At 63.0% G+C, this 25,869-nt stretch carries 19 protein-coding genes and 1 pseudogene; 16 read left to right on the top strand and 4 right to left on the bottom strand.

Features of this window, described 5'->3' with window-relative positions; translation table 11 throughout:
• Window positions 1-24: 24 nt before the first annotated feature.
• Window positions 25-768: a molecular chaperone gene (locus tag WT97_RS04430; protein WP_060352965.1), complete on the bottom strand. Its 744-nt coding sequence runs from the start codon at window positions 766-768 to the stop codon at window positions 25-27.
• 82 nt (window positions 769-850) lie between these two features.
• Window positions 851-1,423 (bottom strand): fimbrial protein, encoded by a 573-nt coding sequence (locus WT97_RS04425; protein WP_059984268.1) that lies wholly within the window; start codon window positions 1,421-1,423, stop codon window positions 851-853.
• A gap of 516 nt (window positions 1,424-1,939) precedes the next feature.
• Here WT97_RS04425 and WT97_RS04420 point away from each other — a divergent pair.
• From WT97_RS04420 to WT97_RS04410, 3 genes are all read left to right on the top strand, one after another.
• Window positions 1,940-4,606, top strand: a complete 2,667-nt coding sequence (locus tag WT97_RS04420; protein WP_082751331.1) for a filamentous hemagglutinin N-terminal domain-containing protein — start codon at window positions 1,940-1,942, stop codon at window positions 4,604-4,606.
• Window positions 4,607-4,703: 97 nt separating this feature from the next.
• Window positions 4,704-6,515, top strand: a complete 1,812-nt coding sequence (locus WT97_RS04415; protein ID WP_156440206.1) for a ShlB/FhaC/HecB family hemolysin secretion/activation protein — start codon at window positions 4,704-4,706, stop codon at window positions 6,513-6,515.
• A 348-nt stretch (window positions 6,516-6,863) separates the two neighbouring features.
• On the top strand, window positions 6,864-8,753 hold the full coding sequence (locus WT97_RS04410; protein ID WP_060352962.1) for a kelch repeat-containing protein: 1,890 nt from the start codon (window positions 6,864-6,866) through the stop codon (window positions 8,751-8,753).
• Between the two features lie 178 nt (window positions 8,754-8,931).
• On the opposite strand, the gene WT97_RS04405 is transcribed toward WT97_RS04410, so the two are convergent.
• Entirely contained in the window at window positions 8,932-9,822 is an 891-nt protein-coding gene (locus tag WT97_RS04405) for a LysR family transcriptional regulator (protein ID WP_060352961.1), read from the bottom strand.
• Between the two features lie 237 nt (window positions 9,823-10,059).
• Here WT97_RS04405 and WT97_RS04400 point away from each other — a divergent pair, with 237 nt between their 5' ends.
• The 13 genes and pseudogenes from WT97_RS04400 to WT97_RS04350 all read left to right on the top strand — a co-directional run bounded on the left by WT97_RS04400 (window position 10,060) and on the right by WT97_RS04350 (window position 23,910).
• Window positions 10,060-11,046, top strand: coding sequence for a zinc-binding dehydrogenase (locus WT97_RS04400; protein ID WP_060352960.1), 987 nt, complete (start codon window positions 10,060-10,062; stop codon window positions 11,044-11,046).
• A gap of 113 nt (window positions 11,047-11,159) precedes the next feature.
• Window positions 11,160-11,453: pseudogene (locus tag WT97_RS34745) on the top strand (DoxX family protein); the annotation flags it as partial.
• A gap of 207 nt (window positions 11,454-11,660) precedes the next feature.
• Window positions 11,661-12,275: a nitroreductase family protein gene (locus WT97_RS34740; RefSeq protein WP_060353073.1), complete on the top strand. Its 615-nt coding sequence runs from the start codon at window positions 11,661-11,663 to the stop codon at window positions 12,273-12,275.
• A gap of 203 nt (window positions 12,276-12,478) precedes the next feature.
• Window positions 12,479-13,345 (top strand): alpha/beta hydrolase, encoded by an 867-nt coding sequence (locus WT97_RS04390; protein WP_257128451.1) that lies wholly within the window; start codon window positions 12,479-12,481, stop codon window positions 13,343-13,345.
• Between the two features lie 93 nt (window positions 13,346-13,438).
• Window positions 13,439-13,798 (top strand): LysR family transcriptional regulator, encoded by a 360-nt coding sequence (locus WT97_RS32170; protein WP_218919440.1) that lies wholly within the window; start codon window positions 13,439-13,441, stop codon window positions 13,796-13,798.
• Window positions 13,799-14,293: 495 nt separating this feature from the next.
• Window positions 14,294-14,872: an isopentenyl-diphosphate Delta-isomerase gene (gene idi, locus WT97_RS04385; RefSeq protein WP_060352959.1), complete on the top strand. Its 579-nt coding sequence runs from the start codon at window positions 14,294-14,296 to the stop codon at window positions 14,870-14,872.
• A 32-nt stretch (window positions 14,873-14,904) separates the two neighbouring features.
• On the top strand, window positions 14,905-16,851 hold the full coding sequence (dxs, locus tag WT97_RS04380; RefSeq protein ID WP_060352958.1) for a 1-deoxy-D-xylulose-5-phosphate synthase: 1,947 nt from the start codon (window positions 14,905-14,907) through the stop codon (window positions 16,849-16,851).
• Complete coding sequence (locus tag WT97_RS04375; protein WP_060352957.1) at window positions 16,848-17,795, top strand: cyclopropane-fatty-acyl-phospholipid synthase family protein; 948 nt, start codon at window positions 16,848-16,850, stop codon at window positions 17,793-17,795. The genes dxs and WT97_RS04375 overlap by 4 nt, the downstream gene beginning before the upstream one ends.
• 48 nt (window positions 17,796-17,843) lie before the next feature.
• Entirely contained in the window at window positions 17,844-18,773 is a 930-nt protein-coding gene (locus tag WT97_RS04370; protein ID WP_060352956.1) for a cyclopropane-fatty-acyl-phospholipid synthase family protein, read from the top strand.
• A complete protein-coding gene (locus tag WT97_RS04365; protein ID WP_060352955.1) occupies window positions 18,770-19,870 on the top strand; it encodes a Rieske 2Fe-2S domain-containing protein in 1,101 nt (366 codons plus the stop codon). Before WT97_RS04370 ends, WT97_RS04365 begins: the two co-directional genes overlap by 4 nt.
• Window positions 19,867-20,991: a terpene synthase family protein gene (locus tag WT97_RS04360; RefSeq protein WP_156440205.1), complete on the top strand. Its 1,125-nt coding sequence runs from the start codon at window positions 19,867-19,869 to the stop codon at window positions 20,989-20,991. The genes WT97_RS04365 and WT97_RS04360 overlap by 4 nt, the downstream gene beginning before the upstream one ends.
• Window positions 20,984-21,991: a Rieske 2Fe-2S domain-containing protein gene (locus tag WT97_RS04355; protein ID WP_060352953.1), complete on the top strand. Its 1,008-nt coding sequence runs from the start codon at window positions 20,984-20,986 to the stop codon at window positions 21,989-21,991. Before WT97_RS04360 ends, WT97_RS04355 begins: the two co-directional genes overlap by 8 nt.
• A gap of 308 nt (window positions 21,992-22,299) precedes the next feature.
• On the top strand, window positions 22,300-23,910 hold the full coding sequence (locus WT97_RS04350) for an NAD(P)-binding protein (RefSeq protein WP_156440204.1): 1,611 nt from the start codon (window positions 22,300-22,302) through the stop codon (window positions 23,908-23,910).
• Between the two features lie 694 nt (window positions 23,911-24,604).
• On the opposite strand, the gene WT97_RS04345 is transcribed toward WT97_RS04350, so the two are convergent.
• On the bottom strand, window positions 24,605-25,456 hold the full coding sequence (locus WT97_RS04345) for a formate/nitrite transporter family protein (protein ID WP_060352951.1): 852 nt from the start codon (window positions 25,454-25,456) through the stop codon (window positions 24,605-24,607).
• Window positions 25,457-25,869: the final 413 nt, after the last annotated feature.

The following is a 25,869-nucleotide window of genomic DNA, read 5'->3' as shown; positions in this document are numbered from 1 at the left end:
CCGGCGTCACCCGCGCGGCCGCGCTCAGTGCGTGACGGAAACCGGTGCTGCGGACTGACCGGCAGGCAACGTTACGCGGTAAGATTCCCGTCCGCCGAAATCGTTGACGATCTCGTAACGAAGTTCAGGTGCGGCTTCGTTTGCTGGCAACTTGACCGGCATGCTCGCCGACGCACCGGGCGCGACCATCTTGGCGTCGATGACGGACGCATCCGTGCTGCCCGTGTGCCACTTCGCATCGACGACCGTGACGTGATACAGACCGGCATTCTTCACATGGAGAACTGCCTTGCCTGATTCGCGATCGAGGCGCCACTGCAGATGCCCGGGCGCCTGTTGCGGATCGCCCTTCAGCCCCGTCGGCCGAAAAAAGACCTTGATCCGCTGACGAACCGCGAGCTGAAGAACGTTGTCACCGGCGGCAGCCTGCGGGATTTCCTGCACATTCAGCCAGAATGCGGATTCCCGATCCGCGGGCAAGCCGACGCCCTCGTACAGCACACGAAGCAGTTGCTGCCGATTCGCAGGCACCTTGACAAGCGAAGGCGTTACCGCGAACGGCAACGCCTGGCTGCTGGCGTCGTCGAGCGGATCGAGCCAGGACTGGATCAACGCTTCCGCGCCGTCATTGTTGACGACGACAGACGCTTCCTTGTTCTTGCCGTCGAAGATGACGCGCGTGGCGGCCAATGAAATCGCAGCATGTGTCGCGGGCGTAATCAACGCGCACGCGAGCGCCACTCCGGCGGCGAAGTATCGAGTTTTCATAGCGAGGAGACCTGCAGAAGTGCAGCAGGGACGAGCGCCCCTGCTGCACGTTGAAGGCGACTCAAAGCCGCCTGAAGGGAACTTACTCGTAGCTCAGCGTGAACGGCAGGCTCGCGTTCGCGATACCGGCCGTGACCTTCGACGGGTCCTGTGCCACGTAAGCGGCTGCAAAGCGCACGTTGATTGCACCGGCTTGCGTCAATTCCGTCTGCGCCAGCAGATCGCCCTTGCTAAGGTCGAACGCATTTGCGCCAGCGCCCGTGCCTTCATACACAGCGATGCCCACGTTCTGCGCGTAACCAGCCGCAGTCGTGCCGTTGTTCACGCGAATCGACTTGTTGTCTGCGCTCAATTCCGAGGGCTGACCCGCGAACTTCATGCTGACCTTCGCGCCTGTCTTACAGGCGATGTTGAAGTTCGCAGTGCCCGCGCCGCTCGCCAGGAACTTCGGCGCTGCCACAGTACCGACGTCGTCGGTCGCGATCGTGCCCATGTTCACGTTGATCGTGCCGGCGTCGCCCGTAACAGAGCCCACCTTGCAGGTATCGCTCACGATCGAGCCCTGGAAGTTGATCACACCATCGACGGTGTCAGCCATCGCAAAGGAAGAGAACGTAGCCAGCGCAGCGCCGGCGAGAATCATTTTTGCTTTCATTAGATTGCTCTGTATGTATAGGACACCCTAAAACCGGGCGCCTTGAGTGGGATACAAGGCCTCACGCTCCACGCGAATCCTTCATTTACCTTTCACGGAAAGGCGTGCGCAGTATCTCAATCGGAATCGTTCGAGACCATAAGAATCGGCCTAATTCCATCCTTGCCCTGTCGGTACGGGCAGTCGAACGAGCTGCGAAAAACAGCTCATTGGGGCGTTCCCATGCTCTAAAGCAGGAATGAAGCGGAAGATCGGCCGTCGCCGAGTGCGGGTATTGATAGGTGACTGGCCAGTCTGCAAAGCTGTCGCGTGTCGGGTGGCGATCACGCCGGAATCCTTACTTGCTGTCGACGCGTTGCAACAGGCGTACGCCCACTATGAGAGGCCGCAAGTCGTGAACGATCAGAGCGAATTTTTCCATTTTAGGAACATCCTTATATCAATAGCCGGCTCCTTAAGGAAAATGCACGCGCCTTCATCACCTCCGATAACAAGGCAGCATTTCCCATTGTGAGGATGTCGAAATTGAAAAAAACGCCTGCAATGTCAGGATTTTTCCTGCGCCCCATCGTGCTCGCAACATCGCTGTTGGCGGCTCATCATGCGCTGGCGGTCGGCCCCGGCGCAATCGTGCACGGTAGCGGTTCTGTCGTAAGAGACGGCGCCGTCATCACCGTCAATCAGAAGACCGACAAGATGGTGGTCTACTGGGGCAACATGGACGTTGCGCCAAACGAGACGCTGAACTTCGCGCAGCCGAGCAAAACCGCCGCCGTGCTGAACCGGGTCGTCGGAACCGATCCGACGCAGATTCTCGGCGCGCTGAACGCGTCGGGCCGCGTGTTCGTCGTGAACCCCAACGGCATCCTGATCGGCAACCAGGCGAAGGTCAACGTCGGCAGCCTGGTCGCGTCGTCGCTGAACGTGTCAGATTACGACTTTATAGCGGGCCGCCTCAACTTCTCCGGTACCTCGCAGGGCAAGGTCGTCAACGAAGCGCGCATCGACGCCGGCGAATCGGTCGCGCTGATCGGCGCGCACGTCGCGAACCGCGGCACGATTCACAGCCAGCGCGGCAGCGTGGCGCTCGCGGCGGCCGATGGCATCTCGCTCGCATTCGCTGGCAACGGACTGCAAGTGAAGCTGACGCGCGGCAGCCTGCAGGCGCTGGTCGAAAACGGCGGGATGATCGTCAGCGACAATGGCGACGTGATGCTCAGCGCGTGGGCGCGCGACGCCCTCACGCGTGCCGTCGTGAACCAGACCGGCAAGATCGAGGCCGGCGGCATGGGGCAACTGCGCGGGATCCGCATTGCCAGCGAGGGCAGCGGCACGGTGACAGTAGGTGGAGACGTGCGCCTGACCGGCTCCGCCGCGAACGGGATGGAGCGTTCGATCGACATTTCGGCGCAAGGCATCCGGATCGCGGATGGCGCGCACTTCGACACGGCTGGCGGCCAGGATTCGATCAAGCTGCATACGCGTGCGCAAGCGGGAGCGGCCGGACACGTGACGTTCGGCGACGCGACGCTGAAGGCCGGCTATGTCGATATCGTCGCGGACAACGTGCTAACCGCCGCAGCAAGCGCCGGCTTGCCGACCTTCGTAGCCGACGCAATCATGCTCAGCGCCCAGAATGCGAAAGCCGGCTACGTGCTGAACCGCGCGCCCGACGCGCAAGCCATGTCGACGCTGGCGGCCGGCACCGGTTCCGTAAGCAGCGGTTTCCTGAAGGCGGCAGGCGAGCAAAATCTTTGGATCCTGTCGCAAGGCACCGTGTCCGTGCTCGGCGCCGTCAATGCGTCCGCCTTGTCGATCGCGGGGAACGCGGATGTCGATTTAAATGGCGGCTTCAACGGCAAGCAGCTCGCCGTGTGGGGCAATTCGATCAAGCTGGCCGGCACCACACAAGCGGACGCCGTGTCGCTTGCCGCCAATGACATCGCGCTGGACGGCGTCGTGGGCGTATGGCGGCTCGACGTCGACGGGTACGTCCGCGCGCAAACTACCGATCGCGCCGCGTTGCGCGCCAACACGGCCAATCTGGCTGGCGGTCAGATCGACTTTTCGCGCGGCGCGCACACGCTGAAGCACGTCGACATCGACGCGAATGGCGCACGTCTGTCGCTGGCCGGCGACACGACGATCGGGCGCGCGAAATCGTTCAGCGATCTGACGCTGCGCAGCCAAGGGAAGCTCGTGGCGGATATGCTCGACGCCCGCGGCAACGTCGATGTGGTGGCACGGGGCGACGCATCCCTCGGCAAGGTGTCGGGGAACAGCGTCACGTTGCGGTCGACGGATGGCAAGACCGCGTATGCGCGTCTCGACGCAAAATCCGGCGCATCGATCGCCGGAGCGCGCGGCGTCGACGCCGGGCAGACGAACGCATCGTCCCTGACGCTCGCGAGCGACGGCGATGTGCACATCGGCAGCGACCTGTCCATCCGCGGCCCGGTGGACATCAGCGGAAGAAACGTCACGGCCGCCGTTGTTCGCGACGGCGACACGCAACGCCTTTCGGCACGCGCGCACATCTCCGCTTCCGACGACGTGCGAGTCGCCGCCAAGGGCAATGCCACGCTCGGCAACGTGAGCGGCCAAACGGTCGCGCTCTCCGCGGGCGAGCAGCTCGACGTCGCCTCGGTCGTTGGGAAGCGCGGTGCGACGCTCGATGGGAAGGGCGGGCTGAGCGTGCGTCGCGCGGAGGCAACGTTCGGCGCACTGATGCTCAACAGCGACGGACGCATCCGCTATTCGGGTCCGCTCGTGGCAAACGGCGCGATGAGCGTGCAAGGCGGTGAAGTGTTGGCGGTTCGCGATTCCAGGCAACCCGCGCCGGTGATCATCGGCTCGGGCGGCATCACGATCCACGGCGTGCACGGGGTCGATCTCTTCGCGGTGCATGCGGCCGGCGGCGACCTTCGCGTCACGAGCGGCGGCGACATTCGCTTCACGGGAGGCCTGTGGGCGCACGGGGGTTCGAGCACCGTCCAAGGCAAGCGTGTCACAGCCGTCAGCGGTCCGAACGACTCGCATCGTCCCGGCATATACGCCACGGGCGATGTGTCGATCTCTGCGGACAGCGCGCCGACTCTCGGCAAGGTTTACAGTCGAGACGGCGCGGTCCGGGTCACGCTTCCGGCCCAGTCCACGCCGACACCGGCCACAGGCGACGCTTAAGTTCGTCGCCATGCCTGCCTGACGAATCGCGCATGAGCGCCGCTCGTTCCGATGCGGCAACGCGCTAACGCGATACGTTCTGTTCGAGCGCTCGGCTTTGGCCGAGCGCTCCCGTTGTTCCGACGTCGCACGCCGCGGTGCACCCTTCGCGGCCAACCGCGATGCGCGTCGGCTCCCCTGGTTCATCATGTTCGCCTCTCGCTTTCGTGCACTCACGCTCGGCGCGTTGTCCTGCGCCGCCCTTCACCCATTCGCCGCGCTCGCAGATGCGTTGCCGGCGCCGCCGGGCGATGCGCACGGCCCGTTGCCATCCACCGGCTCGATCCTGCGCAACCATTCGCTGCCGGAGCTGCAGGAGAAACCGCACCGCGCCGATGTGCCGCTTATCGAGCGTCGACCGGCCGACGACGCCCCCGAGGCAAACGACGCGGTGCGCTTGTACGTCGCCCGCATCGTCGTGGACGACGTGCCTGAACGCCTGCGGCAAGCAGTGGACGCCGTTGTCGCACCATACCGCCAGCGCGCGATGACGTTCGCGGAACTGCGCGAGGTGGCAATCGACGTCACGCGCGTGCTGCTCGGTAACGGCGAGTCCCTTTCGTATGCGTACCTGCCCGATCAGGATATCGTCGACGACGTCGTGCATCTTGCCGTCATGCAAGGCAAGCTCGAATCGGCGGCGCTGCGGCAAAACCGCTCGCTGGTGCGCGATTCGGTCATCGAACGCTATCTCGGCGCCGGCCTCGACCGCGACGGCGATGTGCGACGGATGCAGGATCAGCTCGACCGCCTCGGCGACCTGCCGGGCGTTGGTGCGATCGCGCCGGAATTGGCGCCCGGCCGGATGCCGGGCGGCACGGCCATGACGGTTGACGCCGACGCTGGCGAGCGGCTGACAGGCGCACTGATCGCAGACAATGCGGGCCAGCGGACCACCGGCCGCAACCGCATCGGCGCCCAGCTCGGCATCAACAGTCCGCTGGGGCTGGGCGACCGTCTTCTGGGTATCGCGTTTTTCTCGCCCGACTTCATGCAGCGCAACCACGACAGCGACGGCGGCAGCACGATGGTCGGGCGCATCTCCTACGACGTTCCTGTCGGTTGGCGCGGCACACGGCTAGGCGCGGCGCTGACGCGCGTCGACTACACGGTTGGCGGCGAGCAGTATCGCGACAGCGGCACCGGCGGACATGCAACGCTCTTCAGCGTGTACGGCACCGTCCCGCTGCTGAGAACGCCGGCCCACACGCTCGACGTCGAAGCCACCGCCGAATTCAAGCGGCTGTCCGACCGGACCCTCGATATCGACAATCCGCGCAGCGCGCCCGCATTAACCGTGCAACTGGCCGGTTCCCGCTACGGTGCATGGTCAGGAAACCAGAACATCGCCGCCTATCGCATCGGCGTCACCCGCGGCAGCCTGACGAACGAGGACGATTGGAACGGCGCCGCCACGCGCGGCCGCTACGTCAAGACGACCCAGCAATTCGACTTCCACCAGCGGCTGTCCGCGCGCACGCGCATACATCTGTCGCTCAATGCGCAACAGACGACCCGCAATCTCGACGGCTCGGAGAAAATGTCGCTCGGCGGCCCGTACGCGGTGCGCGCTTACGACAACGACATGTTCAGCGCTGATTCCGGCTATATCGTATCGGCCGCCTTGCATGCCGGCATGCCCGCGGTTCCCGGTCTCGGCTTCAGCGTTTTCTACGATCACGCGCGCGCTACCGTCCAGAAATTCTCGAGGCGCAAGCTGGCATTGACGCTTGCCGGGGCCGGCGCCGGCATCGAATACGCGATCGGCAAGCATGCAACCGTCAGCGTTTCGTACGCAATGCGAACGACAGGCGGCACGGGCGACCCGCCAAAAGCCATGACGTGGGTCAGCGGTGTGATTCGCCTCTGATCGCCCGTCGCCGCGATCGTTCGTCGAGACGATTTCCGGGCGTGGCACCCAAGCGCCAGCAAGGCCATCGGTAGGTCAATCGGTGGCAGGCGGTCTGTCTCGCTGCAATCCATGTGGCTGTCGTTCCGGCAGGCAGCAGGAGATCGGCGGATAGACTACTGAACCTAACTTGTCGACATCGCACACCCTAGATAGAAGGTTCACGTTAAGCTTTTGAGCTTTTCTCGCAAATTGGCTCTGCCCGTCCCCGGTCGGAGCGGGAGAAACTTCACGGAGGAAACTATGTGGCGCAGCTTGGTCAGTTCGACTTCCAGTGTGATGGATCGAAAGCGCTCATGGATCACACTAATGGTCGTGTTGCTGATCGGCGTCGCGCTGACGGGGTGTGGCAGAGTCACCGGAACTAGCACTGACACGGTCGCTCCGGCCGGGTTGATTTACGGCTACGATTCGGTGGTGTACGCGGTTGGTCAGCCGATCGAACCCAATGCACCGAGTAGCAGCGGAGGCGCTATCACGCAGTACAGCGTGGCGCCCGCATTGCCGGTCGGCCTCAATCTCGATGCAGCTACGGGTGTGATCTCCGGCACGCCCAGTGCGGTAGCGGACGCCGCGCTCTATACCGTCACCGGCACCAACAGCGCGGGCCACACCACCGCCCGCGTGCAAATTGAGGTCCGGCAGACCGCAATCGCGCCAGAGACCCTCCGCTATCGCGACAGCTCGCCGGTCTATTCCACTGGCGTCGCGATTGTCCCGAATCACCCCGTCATCACCGGCGGCGAAATCACGCGCTACAGCGCAGACAAACCGTTGCCCACCGGCCTGAATCTCGACCCGGCCACGGGTGTGATCTCCGGCACGCCCGCGACGGTCACCGCATCGGCCGTCTATACCGTGACCGGCAGCAACAGCGCAGGCAGTGTCGCGACCCGGCTGACGCTTGAGGTACGTGCAGCTGTCATCCCGCCGGCAAGTCTGAGCTACAGCGATCCGGCTCCGGTATATCGTTTGGCACAACCGGTTGTGCCGAACGCGCCGAGCAGCAGTGGCGGCGAGATCACGCAGTACAGCATCGCGCCGCCGCTGCCGGCGGGCCTGAGCCTGAATACCGTCACCGGCGAGATTACCGGCACGGCGACTGAAGCGGCGGCACAGGCTTCTTACACTGTGATGGGCGCCAACAGCGCGGGAGCGGTTTCCACCATCGTGAGCATAACGGTCGTGTCGGTAGGTGAATTTACACCGACCGACAACATGGCCGTCGCTCGGGCGCAGCACACCGCGACGCTGTTGACCGACGGCAAGGTGCTGGTCGTGGGGGGCGCCGACAACCTCGATGGCAAGTCTTCAGCTGAACTGTACGATCCGATCACCGGCAGGTGGTCGGTCACCGGCAGCTTGGCTACGCCGCGTCACACCCATACCGCGACGCTGTTGCCCAACGGCAAGGTATTGGTCGCCGGAGGCGCAGACAAGTTCGACAGCAAGTCCTCGGCGGAGCTGTATGACCCGATCACCGGAACTTGGTCGGCCACCGGCAGCATGGCCGTGCCGCGCTACTATCACAGCGCGACGCTGCTGCCGAACGGCAAGGTGTTGGTCGCCGGAGGCTTCAGCGTGATTACCAGCCTCTCGGCTGCCGCAGAACTGTACGACCCGGGCACCGGCACATGGTCGGCCACCGGCAGCATGGCCTGGGCGCGCGGCAACCACTCCGCAACGCTGCTGCCCGACGGCAAGGTGCTGGTCGCAGGGGGTAGCCTCCTCGATCCGAATTCAGCTGAGCTCTACAACCCGATTACCGGCATATGGTCGGCCATCGGCCGCATGGGCGCCGCGCGGCTGGCTCACACGGCGACCCTGCTGGCGGGCGGCAAGGTACTGGTCACGGGCGGGCGCAACAAGCAAGGCGCAGCGGAATCCTCCACGGAGTTGTATGACTCGAACACCGGCATATGGTCCACCGCGGGCAGCATGCCCGAACCGCGTTATGACCACCCCGCGACGCTGATCCCCACCGGCAAGGTGCTGGTCGCGGGAGGCGCCAACGGCCCCGGAAGCGGTCAGTCTTCAGCGCAGTTGTACGACCCGATCACCCGCACATGGTCAGCCACCAGCAGCATGGCTATGGCGCGTTACGAGCACAGCGCGATGCTGCTACCCAGCGGCAAGGTGCTGGTCGTGGGCGGCGCCAATGGCAACAACCTGTCTTCGGCGGAGCTGTACGAACCGTAACCGCAGATTGAATCATCCTCTGCAAGGATTCGCATCAGCCCCGTCACGATACCGGCTTGCCGAATAGCCGGTGATTTCGTGCAAACGTGACAAAGCCGAGATCGACCGTTCAGAACCGGAGGGTGACTAAAGCAAACAACAGGTGCGAGTGCGCCGGCGCATCGTGCGGTACGAATCGTCAGCTAACGGCACAGGCATGTGCAAACCACGCAACCTGCGACTGGCAGAACTCGAGATACGCGCGCACCAGCGCCGACGGATGCCGATGCGACGGGTACAACAGGTTGACCTGCTGTTCGGGCAGCCGATGGCCGGGAAGCAACGCCGTCAACCTCCCCTGCCGAATCGGCTCCGCGGCGAGAAATGGCGGAAGCTCCGTGACGACCTCGCCGGATATCGCGCGGCTGCGCAAGTGCGAATAGTCATTAGTGGACAAAACGGCGGCCGGTTCAAACGTCTGATCGCCCAAACGCCACCCCCGATCGAAATTCCCACCGGTGCCCCAGACCGCGCACGGAAACCGGTGCAGGTCGTCCGGCGCTGCCGGAGTGCCCAATGTGTCGAGCAAGCCCGGACTGGCGACCAGCACGTGCCGGTAGGCCAACAACCGACGCGCCACCATCGCTTCGTGCGAGATCGTGCCGATCCGCAGTGCGACATCGACTCCGTCTTCGATCAGATCGACTCGACGCTCGGTCGAATAGACATGCAAGTCGATTTCCGGATACCGCTTCCGGAACGCCGACAACAGATCCCACCACGCCTCGAATGCAGGCGGTAACGACAAGCGCAACCGCCCTTTCAGCCGAGCCTGATCGCTGACCACGGCCTGCTCGCCCTCGGCGAGTATTTCGACGCCGCGGCTCGCGTGCTCGTAAAGCCGGGTTCCCGCCTCGGTCAGCTTGGTGCCGCGCGCGGTGCGCTCCAGCAACTGCACCCGCAACTGCTTCTCGAGCGCGCGAATCCGGCGGCTCACCGTCGGCAACGGCATCTCCAGCCGCGCCGCGGCACCGGAAAGGCTGCCCGTCTGCACGACGCCCACGAAGATCCGCGCATCATTGAGATCCACTTCAGCCTACCAAAAATGAAATCAATGTTTCCATTCTAGCTACTTACATTGCAGATTTGAACTGTCCAGAATGGCACGCATTCGATGGCCGTTCTTCGTGGGATGTGCCGTCATAACGCAACTTTTCGCACTTCGGGCAGTGCATGTGGAAGCGGGTTCCGTACGGCGTCACTCAGGCTACAGATGCCCGTTACGGCGATCGCGCACGCATGTGCCCGGCGTGCATCGGGAGTACTCGTGAAGGCCTATGTCATTGAACGCTTCGGCGGCCCGGACGTCCTGCAGTTGCGGGACGTCCCGATTCGGAATCCCGGCGACGATGAAGTCCGGATTCGCGTTCGCGCGTTCGGGCTCAATCGCGCCGAAGCCTACCTCCGCTCGGGCAACCTCGGGCCGCTGGGCGACCAGCCGCGCGTGCCGGGCATCGAGGCCGTCGGCGAAGTGCTGCACGATCCCGCCGGCCAGTTCCGAACCGGACAGGCCGTCGCGACCGCGATGGGTGGCCTGCAGTTCACGCGGCCGGGCAGCTACGCGGAACAAGTCATCGTGCCGCGCTGCAACGTCGTCGCCTTGCCCGACACGGCACTATCGTGGGAAGAGCTGGCCGCGTTGCCGGAAGCCTATGTCACCGCGGTCGGCGCGCTCGACAGAATGCTCGCGATCCGCTCCGGCCAAACGCTGCTGGTTCGCGGCGGCACGTCGTCGGTCGGGCTCGCGGCCATCGCCTATGCGAAATACCGCGGTCTCACGGTCGTTGCCACGAGCCGTGCGGAAGCCCATTTGCAACGAATGCGCGACGTTGGCGCCGATCTCGCGCTCGTCGACGACGGGCAGATTGCGCCGACCGTCAGGAAAGCGATTCCGTCCGGCGTCGACGCCGTACTGGAAGCCGTGGGCGCCAGCACGCTCAGAGATTCCCTTCGCACGTTGCGCCCGTTCGGCACGGCGAGTGTCGTCGGCATGCACGGCGGCGCGCAGCTCGAGCATTTTCATCCGATGCGCGATCTGCCCGATGGCGCGCGTCTCGGCTTTTTCTCGTCCGGCATGTTCGGCACGGCAGCACTGCCGGCGTCGGCCGTGCCGCTGCCCGAGATCGCGCGCGCGACGGCCGAAGGCCGCATGCCCTCGCTGCGCACGCACACCTTCGACTTCGATGAACTCCGGCGCGCCCACTGCCTGATGGAAAGCAATCGGGCGCTGGGCAAGATCGTCGTGTCCGTCTGACGACTCACCCGCCGCGATGAAGCACTACCTGGCCGGCCAAGCCGGCTGAATCTGAATCCAGACCATCACCTCGCATCGACCATTCAATTCGATCAGAACCATAGGAATCCAACATGAATTCGAACGCCTCGCCCGGTATTTCGCTTCCCGCGACAGGCATCGCCCGATATCAGCCGGCGGCGATGCTGATTGCGCGCATTTTTCTCGCGCTGATCTTCCTGCTGTCCGGCCTCTCGAAGCTTGCCGCCCCGGATGCGATCCGCGGCTACATGGAGGCCAACCATGTGCCGGGCCTCCTGTTCGTTCCGACCGTGATCTTCGAGATCGGAACCGGTCTACTGGTCGCTCTCGGATATCGCGTGCGCGTCGTGGCCGGGCTGCTCGCCGTCTTTTGCGTCGTGACCGGCGTGTTGTTCCACAACCAGTTCGCGGACCAGACGCAGATGGTCATGTTCCTCAAGAACGTCGCCATGGCCGGGGGCTTCCTGCTTCTGGCAAGCGTCGGCGCGGGCCGTTTCAGTCTGGACGCGAAACGCGGTGCGCTCGATGCGTACCCCAACGGCAGCGCTCCCATTCATCCCGTTGTCCCACTCAATGAAGAGAGGAATTCACAAGTGTCGAATATTGCCGAAGTGATCAAGTCGCGTGTTTCCGCGAATCGCTACGACGCCGGCCGCACGGTGTCGGAAGAACAGATCCGTCATCTGATCGATCTGGCCACCCGCGCGCCGTCCGCGTTCAACCTGCAGAACTGGAAGTTCGTCGCCGTTCGCAGCGACGCGGCCAAGGCGCGCCTGCTGCCGCTCGCTTACGGGCAGCAGAAGGTCGCGGACGCTGCCGTCACGTTCATCGTGTGCGGCACGCTCGATCCGCATCTGACGCTCGCCAGCGCGTTGAAGCCGACGCTGGACGCCGGCATCATCGACGAGGCCGTCTACAAGGGCTGGGTTGGCGCGGCGCAGAACATGTACAAGAACAACCAGACGTTCCAGCGCGACGAAGCGATTCGCTCGGGTTCGCTGGCGGCGATGACGCTGATGCTCGCCGCGCAGGATTTTGGCCTCGTATCCGGCCCGATGATCGGCTTCGATCCGCATGGCGTCGCCGAAGCCTTCAAGCTCGAACCGACGGACGTCCCCGTCATGCTCGTCACAGTCGGCTATCCGGCGTCCGGCAACTGGCCGCAAAAGCCGCGCAAGCCTGTGACGGAAGTGCTGAGCTTCGCGTGAAGAATCCACCCGGGCGGCACGTGACGTGCGCGCTCCGGGTGACGACGAACGTATTCAAGCAGCAAGATGGGCGGTGCATGCGTTTTTCGTCGAAACGCCTCAGCCATTCGCTTTTCGGCATCGTGGCACCGCATCGAATCGTCAAACCGGCCGCAGCCGCGACGAATCGGGTCCCCGACCACACATCCGCGTTCGCCAAGAACATGCGAACGTCGTACCGCGCGATGATTCCGTCTGCTGGCGTACCCGACGCGGTCGGCAAGGTACTCGCGCTCGACGTGCCTGCCGGTCAACCTTCCCGGAACATTCCGGTGCGCGTCTATCGCCCGGCCGATGTACTGTCGTACGAGCGGCTCCCGATCGTGCTGTTCGCGCACGGCGGCGGCTTCGTATCGGGCGATCTGGATACGCACGACGTGCTCGTGCGCGCGATCGCCGGCCGCACTCGCGCACTCGTGATTGCCGTCGACTATCGGCTGGCGCCCGAATTTCCGTTCCCAGCCGGTCTCGAGGATCTCTACGCCGTGCTGCGGTGGACGGCCAACCACGCCGACGAATTGGGCGGCGACGCAAGGCGGATCGTCCTCTGCGGCGACAGCGCGGGCGCGACACTTTCGGCGGCTACCACCATGCTCGCCCGCGATCGCGACGGCCCTCGCCCGGTGGCGCAATGGCTGATGTATCCATTCGTGAGCAACAAGCTGAATACGGCCTCGTGGGCTGAGCTGGGCGACGCCTACTTTCCCATTCGGGAAGTGATGCGCAACGTGCTGGCGAGCTATGTGCCGCCGGGAACGAGCCCGTACGCGCCGCTGCTTTCCCCGATGCTCGGCGAGCATGCCGGCCTGCCGCCCGCGCTGATCCAGGTCGGCCAGCTCGATCCGTTGCGCGACGAGAACGTCGCCTACGCAAACCGCCTGAAAGCGGCAGGCGCGGAAGCGTCCGTCGTCTACGAAGGACAGGCGCATGGCTTCATCCAGTTCTTCAAGGACAACGCGAACCATTCGCGGGGCGAAGCTGCACTGGACGATGGCATCCGGTTTCTCACGGAACGGACGACCTCGCGGTAATCCCCCTGTCCGGCCGGCGACGGGCTTGTGTGCGGCAGGACGCGCACGGTCGGCGATCCCGCTCCGAACGATGCAATAAACAAGTTCTCCGATATGAGCGCTTTCGTGGGCCGTCGTCGCGTCGGGCACTTTTCCGAAGCCGCGCGTCGCCTCAGCACGGCCAAATCAATCATCAGCCAACGCATTCAGCAGCTCGAGAAGCGTCTCGGCTGCACGCTGCTCAAGCCCAGACGCCCGCTGCAACTGACCGGCGCCGGCCAGCGCTTCTTCGGGCAATGTCGTGTTTGCGGCACAGGTCTGCGACCTTCATGCCTGCGTCGGCTTCCTACAGCACCCCCGATAATCTGCGCTTCGCAGAACCGCGACTTCTTCATGACAAGGGTTCTCCTGCGCCCCGAGTTGGCTCAGCATTCCAGGAATTTAAACAATATCCGTCGACTCATCACTTTATAGAACGATCACAAATCGTGCTTGACCTAACCATTTTCAAATCCTAGATTGATTCAAAATACCTCCCCATGGAATCGAAAGCCCATCATGACAAGCAAGTGAAACAATAAAACTTTTATGGTGCACGCTTTCGCTTTCTTGGGAATTTGATGACGGGACCACCCCAGACTCAGCTTCGATACAGATTCACATAATTTCTACCACCTTCCCATTGAATTGGCCTGCAGAGATATGCAGGTCGCGACTTGCCGCCATTAAACATACGAAAGGAAAGACAAGTATGGCCAGCACCGCACCGCTACCATTACCTTTCCGCTAGACCATAGCGATTATGCGCACATTTAAAATTCCGGAATAGTTTCCGGATGATTATGTGCGCCTTCTCGATTATCAGAATTCTGCGCGGATTGCAAAACCCATTCGTCAGGCATTTTCCGATCGATGGTCGTCGCGCGCGCAATTCACCCTCCATAGAAATTCAAGCTGGATGAAAATGAAATGGATGAGACTCTTATTCTGGTAGACAAAAACGATACGCCTTTAGGTTTCGACACCAAGACGCGAATTCACCAAAATGGCGCATTGCATCGGGCTTTTTCAATCTTCATTTTCGACCGCAGAGACCGTCTGTTGCTTCAGCGGCGCGCCCTCCGGAAATACCACTCGGCGGGCCTGTGGAGCAACAGCTGTTGTGGCCATCCGCGGTACGGAGAGGAACTGGACGCGGCGGTATCGCGACGTCTGCGCGAGGAGATGGGCGTCGATTGCCGGATGAACAAGGTGTCATCGCTGACGTACCGCGCGGAATTGCCCGGCGGGCTGATCGAGCACGAGTACGACCATGTTTTCGCCGGCACCCTGGAGGGCGAGCCGACGGCGAATCCCGACGAGGTCGCCGACTGGCAATGGATCCCGATCGATCAGGTCGTGGATCTGGTCGAGTACCGGCCACACGACTTTACCGTCTGGTTCCGGGAAATCCTGGGCCGCGCGAGAACGAAGGGCCTCGCGCAATGGCGAACCATTTCGGGCAGCGGCCCATCGCTTCCCGCCGGGAGCGTCCCGGTATCGCGCTGACGGGATCTGCGAGATCAGCCCAGGACAACAACATGGACGCCTTGCTGAAGTCGATCGATACACCGGCCGCGTTGCGGAAACTCGCACGCGGACAACTCGCGGACGTGGCAACGGAATTGCGCGATTTCGTGCTGCAAACCGTATCGGCCACGGGCGGCCATCTGTCGTCGAATCTGGGTACCGTCGAACTGGCCATCGCGCTGCACTATGTGTTCGACACACCGTACGATCGCATCGTCTGGGACGTCGGGCACCAGTCGTATCCCCATAAGATTCTGACCGGCCGTCGCGATGCGATGAAAACGTTGCGGCAGCTGGGCGGTATTTCCGGCTTTCCACGACGCGAGGAGTCTGCCTACGACGCCTTCGGCACCGCGCATTCCAGTACATCGATTTCGGCCGTGCTCGGCATGGCCCATGCGGCACGGATCGCGGGCGAGGCAAGGCACTGTGTCGCCGTGATCGGCGACGGTGCGCTCAGCGCGGGGATGGCATTCGAGGCGATGAATAACGTCTCGGCGCACGAGGACATGCGCCTGCTGGTCATTCTGAACGACAACGACATGTCGATTTCGCCGTCTGTCGGCGGACTGCGCGACTGCCTCGCAAAACTGACCGCAAACCGCTTTCTCAACCAACAGAAAGTCAACGCGAAAGCCGCGTTGCAGGGGATGCCTGCTGCCGCAAGGGACATCGCTCATCGGCTCGAGACGCATTTGAAAGGCATCGTGCTACCGGCCACGCTGTTCGAGGCGCTCGGCTTCAATTATGTCGGCCCGCTGGACGGGCACGATCTCGATGCGCTGGTTCCCGCGCTCGAGATGCTGCGCACGCTCGAGGGACCGCAGTTGCTCCATGTCGTCACGCGTAAGGGACAAGGATATGCGCCGGCCGAAGCCGATCCGGTGCTGTATCACGGACCAGGCAAGTTCGATCCGTCAGTGGGGATCCTGCCGGCCAAGACAGGCAAAACCACCTATGCGCAAATCTTCGGCGACTGGCTCTGCGACGAGGCAGAACGCGACAGACGCGTGGTGGCGATCACGCCGGCGATGCGCGAGGGATCGGGGCTGGTCGAATTCGAGCGGCGCTTTCCCGATCGCTACTTCGATGTCGGCATCGCCGAGCAGCACGCCGTCACCTTCGCCGGCGGACTGGCGACCGAAGGCTTCCGGCCGGTGGTCGCGATCTATTCGACCTTCCTGCAGCGCGCTTACGATCAGCTCATCCACGACGTCGCGATCCAGCGCCTGCCCGTGGTGTTCGCCATCGACCGCGGCGGCGTGGTCGGCGCCGACGGCGCCACGCACATGGGCGCATTCGACCTGGCCTATCTGCGCTGCATCCCGAATCTGGTGGTGATGGCGCCGTCGGACGAGAACGAGTGCCGGCAGATGCTGCACACCGCCTTGCTGCACGACGGCCCCAGCGCGGTGCGCTATCCGCGCGGCACCGGGCCCGGCGCCGCCACCGCCAAGGAAATGAAGGCGCTGCCGATCGGCCGGGGTGAAGTCCGGCTCGAATCGTCGCAGCCGATGGGAAAGCGCGTCGCCATCCTGGCGTTCGGCGCGATGCTCGCGCCGGCGCTGGCCGCGGCCGAGCGGCTCGACGCCACCATCGCCAACATGCGCTATATCAAGCCGCTGGACGAAACCTTGTTGCGGGCATTGGCGCAGACGCACGATGCGCTCGTGACCGTGGAAGAAGGGTGCGTGATGGGCGGCGCGGGTTCCGCGTGCCTGGAAGCGCTGGCGGCGCAGGGCATCCTGATTCCGGTGCTCCAGATCGGCTTGCCCGACCGGTTTATCGAGCATGGCGATCCGGCCAGGCTGCTCGAAGCTTGCGGCCTGCATGCCGATGGCCTGTCGCGGTCGATCGAGGCGTTCCTCGACGCCAACCTTTCTGCCAGTCGGGCTGTCGCGGCGATCCGCACGCCTGAGCCCGTTTCCTTGAACGCCACACGGAGAAGACTCTCATGAGCACAACCCTCGCGCCCACCGGCCACGCCGTCGCCGCTCCGTTTGAAGTGGTGCCCGGCGCCGTGCCCAATCCTTATCTGGGCAAGGTGGAATATACCTATCAGGACGACCCCGAAGACTGGCGCAAGGCGATCGGGGACAACCTCATGTTCCAGTTCGGCGTCTATGACGATCCGCGTTCGACGCCGCCGATCTCGCTCGACGAATCGGGCCTGCGCTATTTCGACCAACAGATGGAGATCGCAGGCTTTGGCGGTTCCGAGCCGGCCCCGATCATCCGGCGCATTCTCGATGTCGGCTGTGGCTGGGGCTTCGGTCTCAAATATCTAGCGGAGCGCTTTCCGGCATGCGCGCGGCTCGATGGCGTCAATGTCAGCCGCACCCAGCTCGAATATTGCGCGAAATATCTCGCCGGGCAGCAGCTCGACGATCGCGTCCATCTCTATCTGTGCGATGCGCAGGACGTCGACCGGCTGCCGGACGCCGACGAGCTCTATGACCTGGTGACCATCCGCGGCGTCATCACGCACTTCCCGGACGATCTGTACGAGCGCGCGATGCGCCGGCTCGCCCCTCGCGTGCGCGAAGGCGCGAAGCTGGTGATCTCCGACAACCTCTACAACGTGCCGCTCGACGACTATCGCTCGGATATCCATGACGAGGTGGACCGGCTCGCCTGCAAGCACCGCAAGCGTCCGGACTATTTCCGGCGCGTGATCGAGGACAGCGGCTTCGTGGTGGAGGACATCCGCGTCCTGCCGGCCAATATCGACGTCGTGCGCTGGTTCATGGACGTCAAGAAAAACATCGAGCGGCACTTTACGCCAGGCAATATCCCGCCGCCGCTGGAGGAGCTGCGCGTCATGGCGGTGAGCCTTTCGGTCGCGCTGATCAAGGACAAATTCTCGACCTACAGCGTCATCGCGCGGCGGGAATCCGCCTGAGCGCGAGTCCGCCGATTCCAGATTCCATCCCAGCATCGGAGGCCCGTCATGAACGCGTTGCACGCGAGCGCAGCAGAAATCGAAATCGTCCGGGGAACCGGCGTCGATCCTTATCAGGACATGGTCGAGAAGGTTTATGCCGACCCATCGGAGGAATGGCGCAAGATCATCGGCAGCGAGCTCTGGTATCAGTACGGCATATTCGACGAAAAGACCGACCCGCACAGCGACCCGCTCGACGCGTCGGGCCGTCGGCATATGGAGCTGCAGTTCGAACTCGCCGAGCAGGCCGGCGCCAATCTGTCCGCGTCATCGGTGCGACGGGCCCTGGACATCGGCTGCGGCTGGGGGCCGGTGCTCCGCTTCCTGGCCGCGCGCTATCCCGATTGCCGGGTGGACGGCATCAACATCAGCCCGTCGCAGATGGAATGCGCGCGCCAGATGGTCGAGCGCGAGGGGCTGGCAGACAGAGTGCGCCTCTATCTGTGCAACGCCAAGGACATCGCCGCGCTGCCGCACCCGGAGATCCCCTATGACCTGGCGATATTGCGCGGCAGCCTGATCCATTTCCCGCCGGAGGTGCTGCAGGCGGCGCTGGCCGCGCTAGCCGCGCGCATGCGCGCCGATGCGACGGTGATCATTTCGGAAAGCCTCTACAAGGTCGATCTGGCGACCTACCAGTCGTTCATCCCCGACAAGGTGGATCGCGCCGCCTCCGGCCACCGGAAGACGCCTGACGGCTTGCAGAAGGCGCTGGAGGATCATGGTTTCGCCGTGATCGACCAGCGCATCCTGCCGAGCAACGCGGAGGTCGTCCGCTGGTATGACCTGGTCCGGGAAAACATCGAAGCCCACTGCCCGCCCCCCAGGAAGGCGAATTTCGAGGAGCTGCACGACATTTCGATCAGCTTCGGCGACGCACTGCGCAAGGACAAGGCCTCGTCCTTCAGCTTCGTCGCGCGTCGTACGCCGTCATGACCGCGCGCACCCCGCTTCCGGCCGCCACGCACGAAGAAGGCGAACCGGGGCTCGAAAGAGTAGTGATCGTGCCGGAGCCGGTCATCGAAGGTCCCCGTCCGCTGCCCTATCCGAACGGCTGGTTCGCACTGTGTTTCAGCGATGAGCTCAAGCGGGCAAGCGTGCGCACCGTTCCTTTCATGGGCAGCGATCTGGTGCTGTACCGGACGACTTCCGGCATCGCCCATGCCGTCACGCCCTATTGTCCGCATCTCGGCGCCCATCTCGGCCATGGCGGCAAGGTCGACGGCGAGCATCTGGTCTGCCCGTTCCACGGGCTCGCCTACGGGCCGGACGGCGCCTGCGTGCGCACTCCCTTCGGCTCGACGCCGCCGCGCGCCGCGCTGGACACATGGCTGGTGCGCGAGCGCGGCGGCGTGCTCCTAGTCTGGCGCGATCATCTGGGGCGGGCGCCGGACTGGGAGATGCCGGACTTCGATGCGACCGGCTTTTCGCCGGCAAGGGGCAGTTGCTACGAACTGGGCGGCTACGCGCACGACATGGTCGAGAACAGCTCGGACATCCGGCATTTCCCCCATCTGCACGGCTTCACCGATGTCGCGATGCGTCACGAGGTCGGTCGCCGTCATCTGACGATCGACCTCACCGCCCGCTGGAAGGGGGTGGATGTCCATCTGCGCATGACCAGCCATGGCCTCGGCCATGTGCATGGCGAAACCGACGTGCCGCGCTTCGGGGCGAAGGTGATCACCCGATCCTACGCCACGCCCACCGCGCCGCTGAAATGGACGTTGCGCTGGACGGACGTGATGCGTGTCGCGCGGATCGATGCCCTGCCGCCGTTTCTGCGCCAGCCGCTCTACGCGCTGCTGGCGCGGATCGCGCATCACTGGTTCGTCCGTGTCGTACGCGCCGATTTCCCGATCTGGAGCAACCGCCGCTACCTTGCCCGGCCGATGCTGATCGCCGGAGAGGACGCCACGGCGGCACTCCGGCGCTGGATGATGCAGTTCTATCCGGAGCAGCCCGCGCCCCGAAACGGCGGCCCGATCCTCGCCCCCTCCAGGCCCTCATCCCCCCAACGGAGACAATCATGACCGGCAATTTCAGGCTTCCTCCGCTGCCGCTGCCCATTAAACCCAAGGTGCATCCCCATTTCAATCTGGAATGTCCGGCGGAAGATCGTTTCGAGGCCGTCACGCTGGAATATGCCGATCGATTCAAGCTCTATCACAGCGACGAGCAGCGGGCCCGCATGCGCAATACGGAAAATTCCCGCCTCGCGGCCTGGATGTATCCCTACGGGTCCGATGAGCTGCTGCAGATCGGTTCCGATTTCGTGCTGTGGGCCTTCGCGTACGACGACGAATATTGCGACGAAGGGCCGCTCAGCAACGATCCAGTGCTTTTCATCCAGAAGGCGGGCGAAATCCTGCGGGCGATTGACAGCCCGGAAGATCCGCCCTGCAACGAAGATAAATACGCGATGGCGGCGCGGGACATGCGCCAGCGCCTCGATCGCTACGCGAAGCCCGTGCAGGTCGCACGCTTCGTGGAGGCGTTCCGCTGGTACATCACCGCCGAAATCCTGAAGATCACCAACCTCAAGCCGACGCTCAGCGATTTTATGGTTCAGCGCCTGTACAGCGGCGGCGGCTGGGCCTTTCCCATCTTGGTCCACGTCGTTGCCGACATCGACATCACGCCGGAGGAATACGAGGATCGCCGCGTTCGCGCGATCTCCGAAATGTCGGCGATGCTGACGGTACTGGACCCGGAACTCTACGCCTATCCGAAGGAACTCGCGCGGGCGGTCAACGACAAGGAACACAATCTCATCCAGATCATGTGCCGCGATCATCAATGCTCGCTGGAGGAAGGGATACGTCATTGCTACGATTTCCGTTGGCGCATCATCAGCCTGCTTCTCCGGCTGAGGGACGATGTGATGAAGGACGCCTCGCCGGGCCTGCGCGCCTATATCGAGACGATCATTCTCTATTGGGCCGGCTCCATCACCTGGGTCCGCGGCAATAACCGCTATTACTCGGTGGAGGGTCTCGAACAGACCGGTCTGGTCAGCGGCGGCGAGTTGACCTTCGACTGCCCGCCGGAAAGCTTTGAATCGATCGGCGTACCCTCTTTCGAATGGTGGTGGGAATACGATCCCGCGCGCCGCGCCGGATATCGCCGGGAAAAGGTGGCCGCCCATGGATAGGCCAATCGAACAGGCGCGGTGGCCGCGCGAGACGCCGCTGCCCGTCATCGCGGGGCCCCGTCCGCTGCCCTATCCGAACGGCTGGTTCGCGCTGTGTTTCAGCCATGAGCTCAAGCGGGCAAGCGTGCGCACCGCGCCTTTCATGGGCAGCGATCTGGTGCTGTACCGGACGGCTGCCGGCATCGCCCATGCGGTCACGCCTTATTGTCCGCATCTCGGCGCCCATCTCGGCCACGGCGGCAAGGTCGACGGCGAGGATCTGGTCTGCCCGTTCCACGGCCTTGCCTATGGGCCGGACGGCGCCTGCGTGCGCACCCCCTTCGGCTCGACGCCGCCGCGCGCCGCGCTGGACAAATGGTTGGTGCAGGAAAGAAACGGCGCGATCTTCGTCTGGCGCGATCATCTGGGACGCACGCCGGATCGGGACGTGCCCGAGATCGATGCGACGGGCTTTTCCACGCAGCGCCGGCATTGCAGCGAACTGGGCGGATATGCGCATGACGTGGCGGAGAATCTGTCGGATTTCGCCCATTTCGATTATCTGCACGGCTTCTCCGCCGCGGAGATGACCCATGAGATCGAGGACAATCTGCTCGTCTCCCATCTCACCGGCCAATGGTTCGGGACGCCGATCCGGATTCGCTTCGTCTCGCACGGACTTGGCTTCTCCGTCGGCGAATGCCACATACCGCGCCTTGGCGTGAAGATGATCCAGCGGGCCTACGCCACGCCGACTGCGCCGCTAAAATGGACCCTGCGATGGACCGACGCCGTGCAGGTGTCGCTGTTCAACATACTGCCGGCGGGGCTGGGCAAGCTGATGAACGAGCTGACCATCAGCATCCTGCATCGCATATTCGCCGGCATCGTCGCCCAGGATCATGAAATCTGGGCCAACCGTCGCTTCGATCCGCATCCCAGACTGCTGGCAAGGGAAGCGACCATCTCCACATGCCGGCGTTGGATGATGCAATTTTATCCGGATCCGCCGGCACGATGAAATTGCGCGCGTCCCGCGCGGGGCCGCGCGTCGGCGCCCGGGACGCAGTGCGCGAGCAACGAGAAGGTAGCGTGATTGCCGAGCCGAAATAGATTCAATAGTATGGTCATCGCGGTAACAAAAAATTGCGAATCTCCTGGAGGGCCCAATTCCGTGCCACACGGATGTGACAACCGACCAATCGACGATGATATAAGGTTGTTCCTCCAGAGATAAGCCGGTAAAGAGCTTGCGTCGTGAACGTTAGGTAGCTAGCCGGTCCGTTCGGGCATCTTCCATATCCCGTTGGTCCTTTTGCAAAGGACCCCATGGAGAATACGACAATGCCGAAAATTTCTCACAGCGAAGAACCGAACAGCGTTGATGCGCGACCGCTGTCGCCTACTTCGCGCATAACCGTAAGTGCATTGTCCGACAGCACGGTGCTCGACTGCGACGTAATTGTGGTTGGCGCCGGCCCAGCCGGCTTGTCGGTCGCGTCGCGGCTGGCTCGTGACCATCGGGTGATCGTGATCGACGCGAAAGCGCCGCCAGCGCGCGGCAACGCTCGCTTGCAAGCAATGGCAGACCCTATCGGCACGATCGACTCGGCAAGGATTCATCGAACGTGGTTTTGTCCGCACGACTGCCTATACGACAATCCCGAACTTTTACATTGCAGAAGATCGCATGGTGTGACCCGCTTTCTGGCAAAAACCTACAGCGGGCCGCAAGCTCACAATCCCGACGTATTCGACCTGTGCTGGGAAAGCCAACTGTTTCCGCAAGCACCGGCAATCGATCGTTATCCGTATCTCGACGAATACAAACTGATCGCGCATTGGGAACAGACAATCTTCGACTCAAGCAGCTCGTCGATCCGGGGTGGCTTGTTGTATCAGGATCACGCGGTGCGGCCCGATCACGTCGAAGTTCGTTTCATTGCCAGCGAGTTGGATGAGTCGGCTCCGACCGTCTATCGTGCGAAACTGCTGCTGGATGCGAGCGGCCACGATTCCGATATCCGCAAGGCCTATACCGATGGCCAGTCCGATGTCTACTGGTGGTCGGTATTCGGTGCGATCTGCTCGCATCCCGACGGCGACATCGTCGATCATCCCACGCCGGGACATCCACTCGTCGTCGGCGACTACATGCTGTGGCAGACCTTCGCAAGCACGAATGCAGAACCCGAGACGCCAGTGCGGCGCGGCCGCCCGATATTCGAATACGAGATCCTCGATCGCAACACGAGCTTCCCGTTGATTCTGTATCTTCGGCCTCACAAGATGTCGATGGAACATGCGAAGGCCGAGTTCCTGCGCATCATGAAGCAGGAGGAGGCAACACGCGGTTTCGCCCGCGCCGAAATCAAGGAATTCAAATTCGGACACTATCCATCGGGACGCGTGCATCGGAGCTTCGCACAGGATCGAGTGGATTTCATTGGCGATGCAGGCTTGTGGACGACACCATGCGGCTGGGGTACGAGCTTCATCCTCAAGAACTTCGCCCCCTATTCTGATCGAGTCGGCGAGCTCATCCGCGAAGACCGGCTCGATCGCAAATCGCTTCGCCGGCTGTCGAGGGGACATGTAAAGCGCGCGGAGTTTCTGATGAACTCGATCATCACACGATTCCTGTCTTACGGCACCGCCGAACAACTCGATCGTTTCATCGGATTGTTTCGCAAGGTCGACCCGGTTATCTGCGAGCGGATATTCACGTTGCGCGCGGAACCGCGCGACTTGCTCCGTTTCGTTGCCGCAGCGAAAGGAGACCTGCCATTTTCGGCACTTTGGCGTTCGATGCCGAGGCACGAGCGCGCCAGCATTGCTCTCGATGTCTGCAGAACCGTCACGCAATTTGTTCGCGAAGAGGTATCGCGATCGTTTGGCCGAACGATCGAACGCGGCTTCGATGTATTCAGAGAGTCTTGAGTGGCGCATGCGCGACAGCCATGGCCATCCGACGGCATGGACTTAGAAATCCTCGAGCGTAGTTGTTGAATTTCTCAGACTCTGCTAATGGTGTCCGTTCGTGCGCCAATCTTGTCCAATGATTCCGCTAATGCGGGGTCAAGCTGAGGCAGCGAGCAGCAGCGGGGCGATGGTGACGTATTTCATCAACATTCGCTGAATTCCACGCGATAGTGTTGATGCGCGACATAGGCGTGCACCACGGCTTAATGTCGACAGCCTCCCCCACCCTAGAAAACAGGCATTAAGTTACGCCCCCTGCCTTTGGACGAGAGGTATGTTGTTGCGCACGCATCCGAGTTGTTGATTCTTCGGATACATGCATGCCGTGCTCTCATCACGAGCGACTTTGCTCATTACGCCGCTCGTGAGCCACATCTGACATTGCAAGTCCTGAAGGCGCACTAGCAAATTCTTCGCACATATACCCTCCTTTTGTTGCATGAGCGCAACGGGTACGGGCACGAAAAGAACACCGCTCTCAGCCTTTTCCGACGGCGCCGCCGCTGCCACCCATTAGCAGTATCTGTGGCCACAGTTAGCAAAAACTTCGAACCGCAACAATCAGCCCCGGCGCCTCCGCCGACGTGAAGGCCGCGCCCCGTTGCGCGTTTCAGCGCCTCGCCTGCGTTCGATTGCGGCTTGCGAAGCGCGATCAGGCCTTGCGCGCAACAACACCCACCGGCGAAGCGGGCGCGCGTTTTGGTGCGGTCTTGTAGTGCGTGCTGTACAGCGCCGCGCCGACGAACACCAGCCCGCCGACCAAGTTGCCGAGTACCGTCGGGATCTCGTTCCACAGCAGATAGTCGACGATCGTGAAGTGGGCGCCGAGCATCAGACCGGACGGGAACAGGAACATGTTCACGACCGAGTGCTCGAAGCCCATGTAGAAGAGGATCGGCATCCACATCGCGATCACCTTGCCGGGTACGGACGTCGACATCATCGCCGCGACCACGCCGGTCGACACCATCCAGTTGCACATCACGCCGCGCACGATCACGCCGCGCACGAACAGTGTGAGCATGCCGGCGGCGCCGTGCGCCGCATAACCAAGCGTGCGTGCTTCGCCGATGCCGCCGATCTTCTGTCCGATTGCGTTCGGCGCTTCCGAAAAGCCGAATGTGAAGATGATCGCCATGAACAGCGCGACCGTCAGCGCGCCCGCGAAATTACCGAAGAACACCAGCGTCCAGTTGCGGAACACCCCACCCCAGGTCGCGCCGGGCTGGCGATCAATCACCACAAGCGGCGCGAGCGTGAAGACGCCCGTGAGCAAATCGAAGCCGAGCAGGTACAGCATGCAGAATCCGACCGGAAACAGCAGCGAACCGGCCAGTGCGTTGCCGGTGTTGATCGTGATGCTGACCGCGAAGGCGGCTGCGAGCGCGAGGATCGCGCCAGCCATATACGCGCGAATCAGCGTATCGCGGGTCGACATCGACAGCTTCGATTCACCGGCGTCGACCATCCTGGTGACGAATTCGTTGGGCGTGAGGTAGGCCATGGTGTGCGCTCGTAAAGTTGGACGAAAAAAAACGCGCCAGGCACTCGCTCGACATGCGAGTGCCTGGCGCGGACGACGGTTGCACTGGGGAGCTAAATCCTGGCATTGTCGGTCAGGACGCTAGCCACACACTCCCCCAATTCTCTCCGCACCGCGGAGAGAATTCAGCCACCGACCAGCGAGGCCCCCACCTGTCACCGCGCTAAAAGTGCGCACGCGCATTTGAGCTTCGGCGCCGCCAGAGGCAAAGCCGCCTCTCCCGCCGCCGCGCCCGGATCGAAGCATCTCTACGCCCGTCTGTGACGCACTGCCCATTGAACCCGCCCAGCGGCACGTCATCGCCCGCGCCAGAAATCCTGGGGTGCCGGAACGGTCATGACACCACTTTTCGAACGCCGCGGTGGGGAGCGCTC

It is taken from the genome of Burkholderia sp. MSMB1459WGS (genome assembly GCF_001534535.1).
Classification (GTDB): Bacteria; Pseudomonadota; Gammaproteobacteria; order Burkholderiales; family Burkholderiaceae; genus Burkholderia.
The sequence above is the reverse complement of the archived record's forward strand: the minus strand, read 5'-3'. Positions and strand labels throughout refer to the sequence as shown.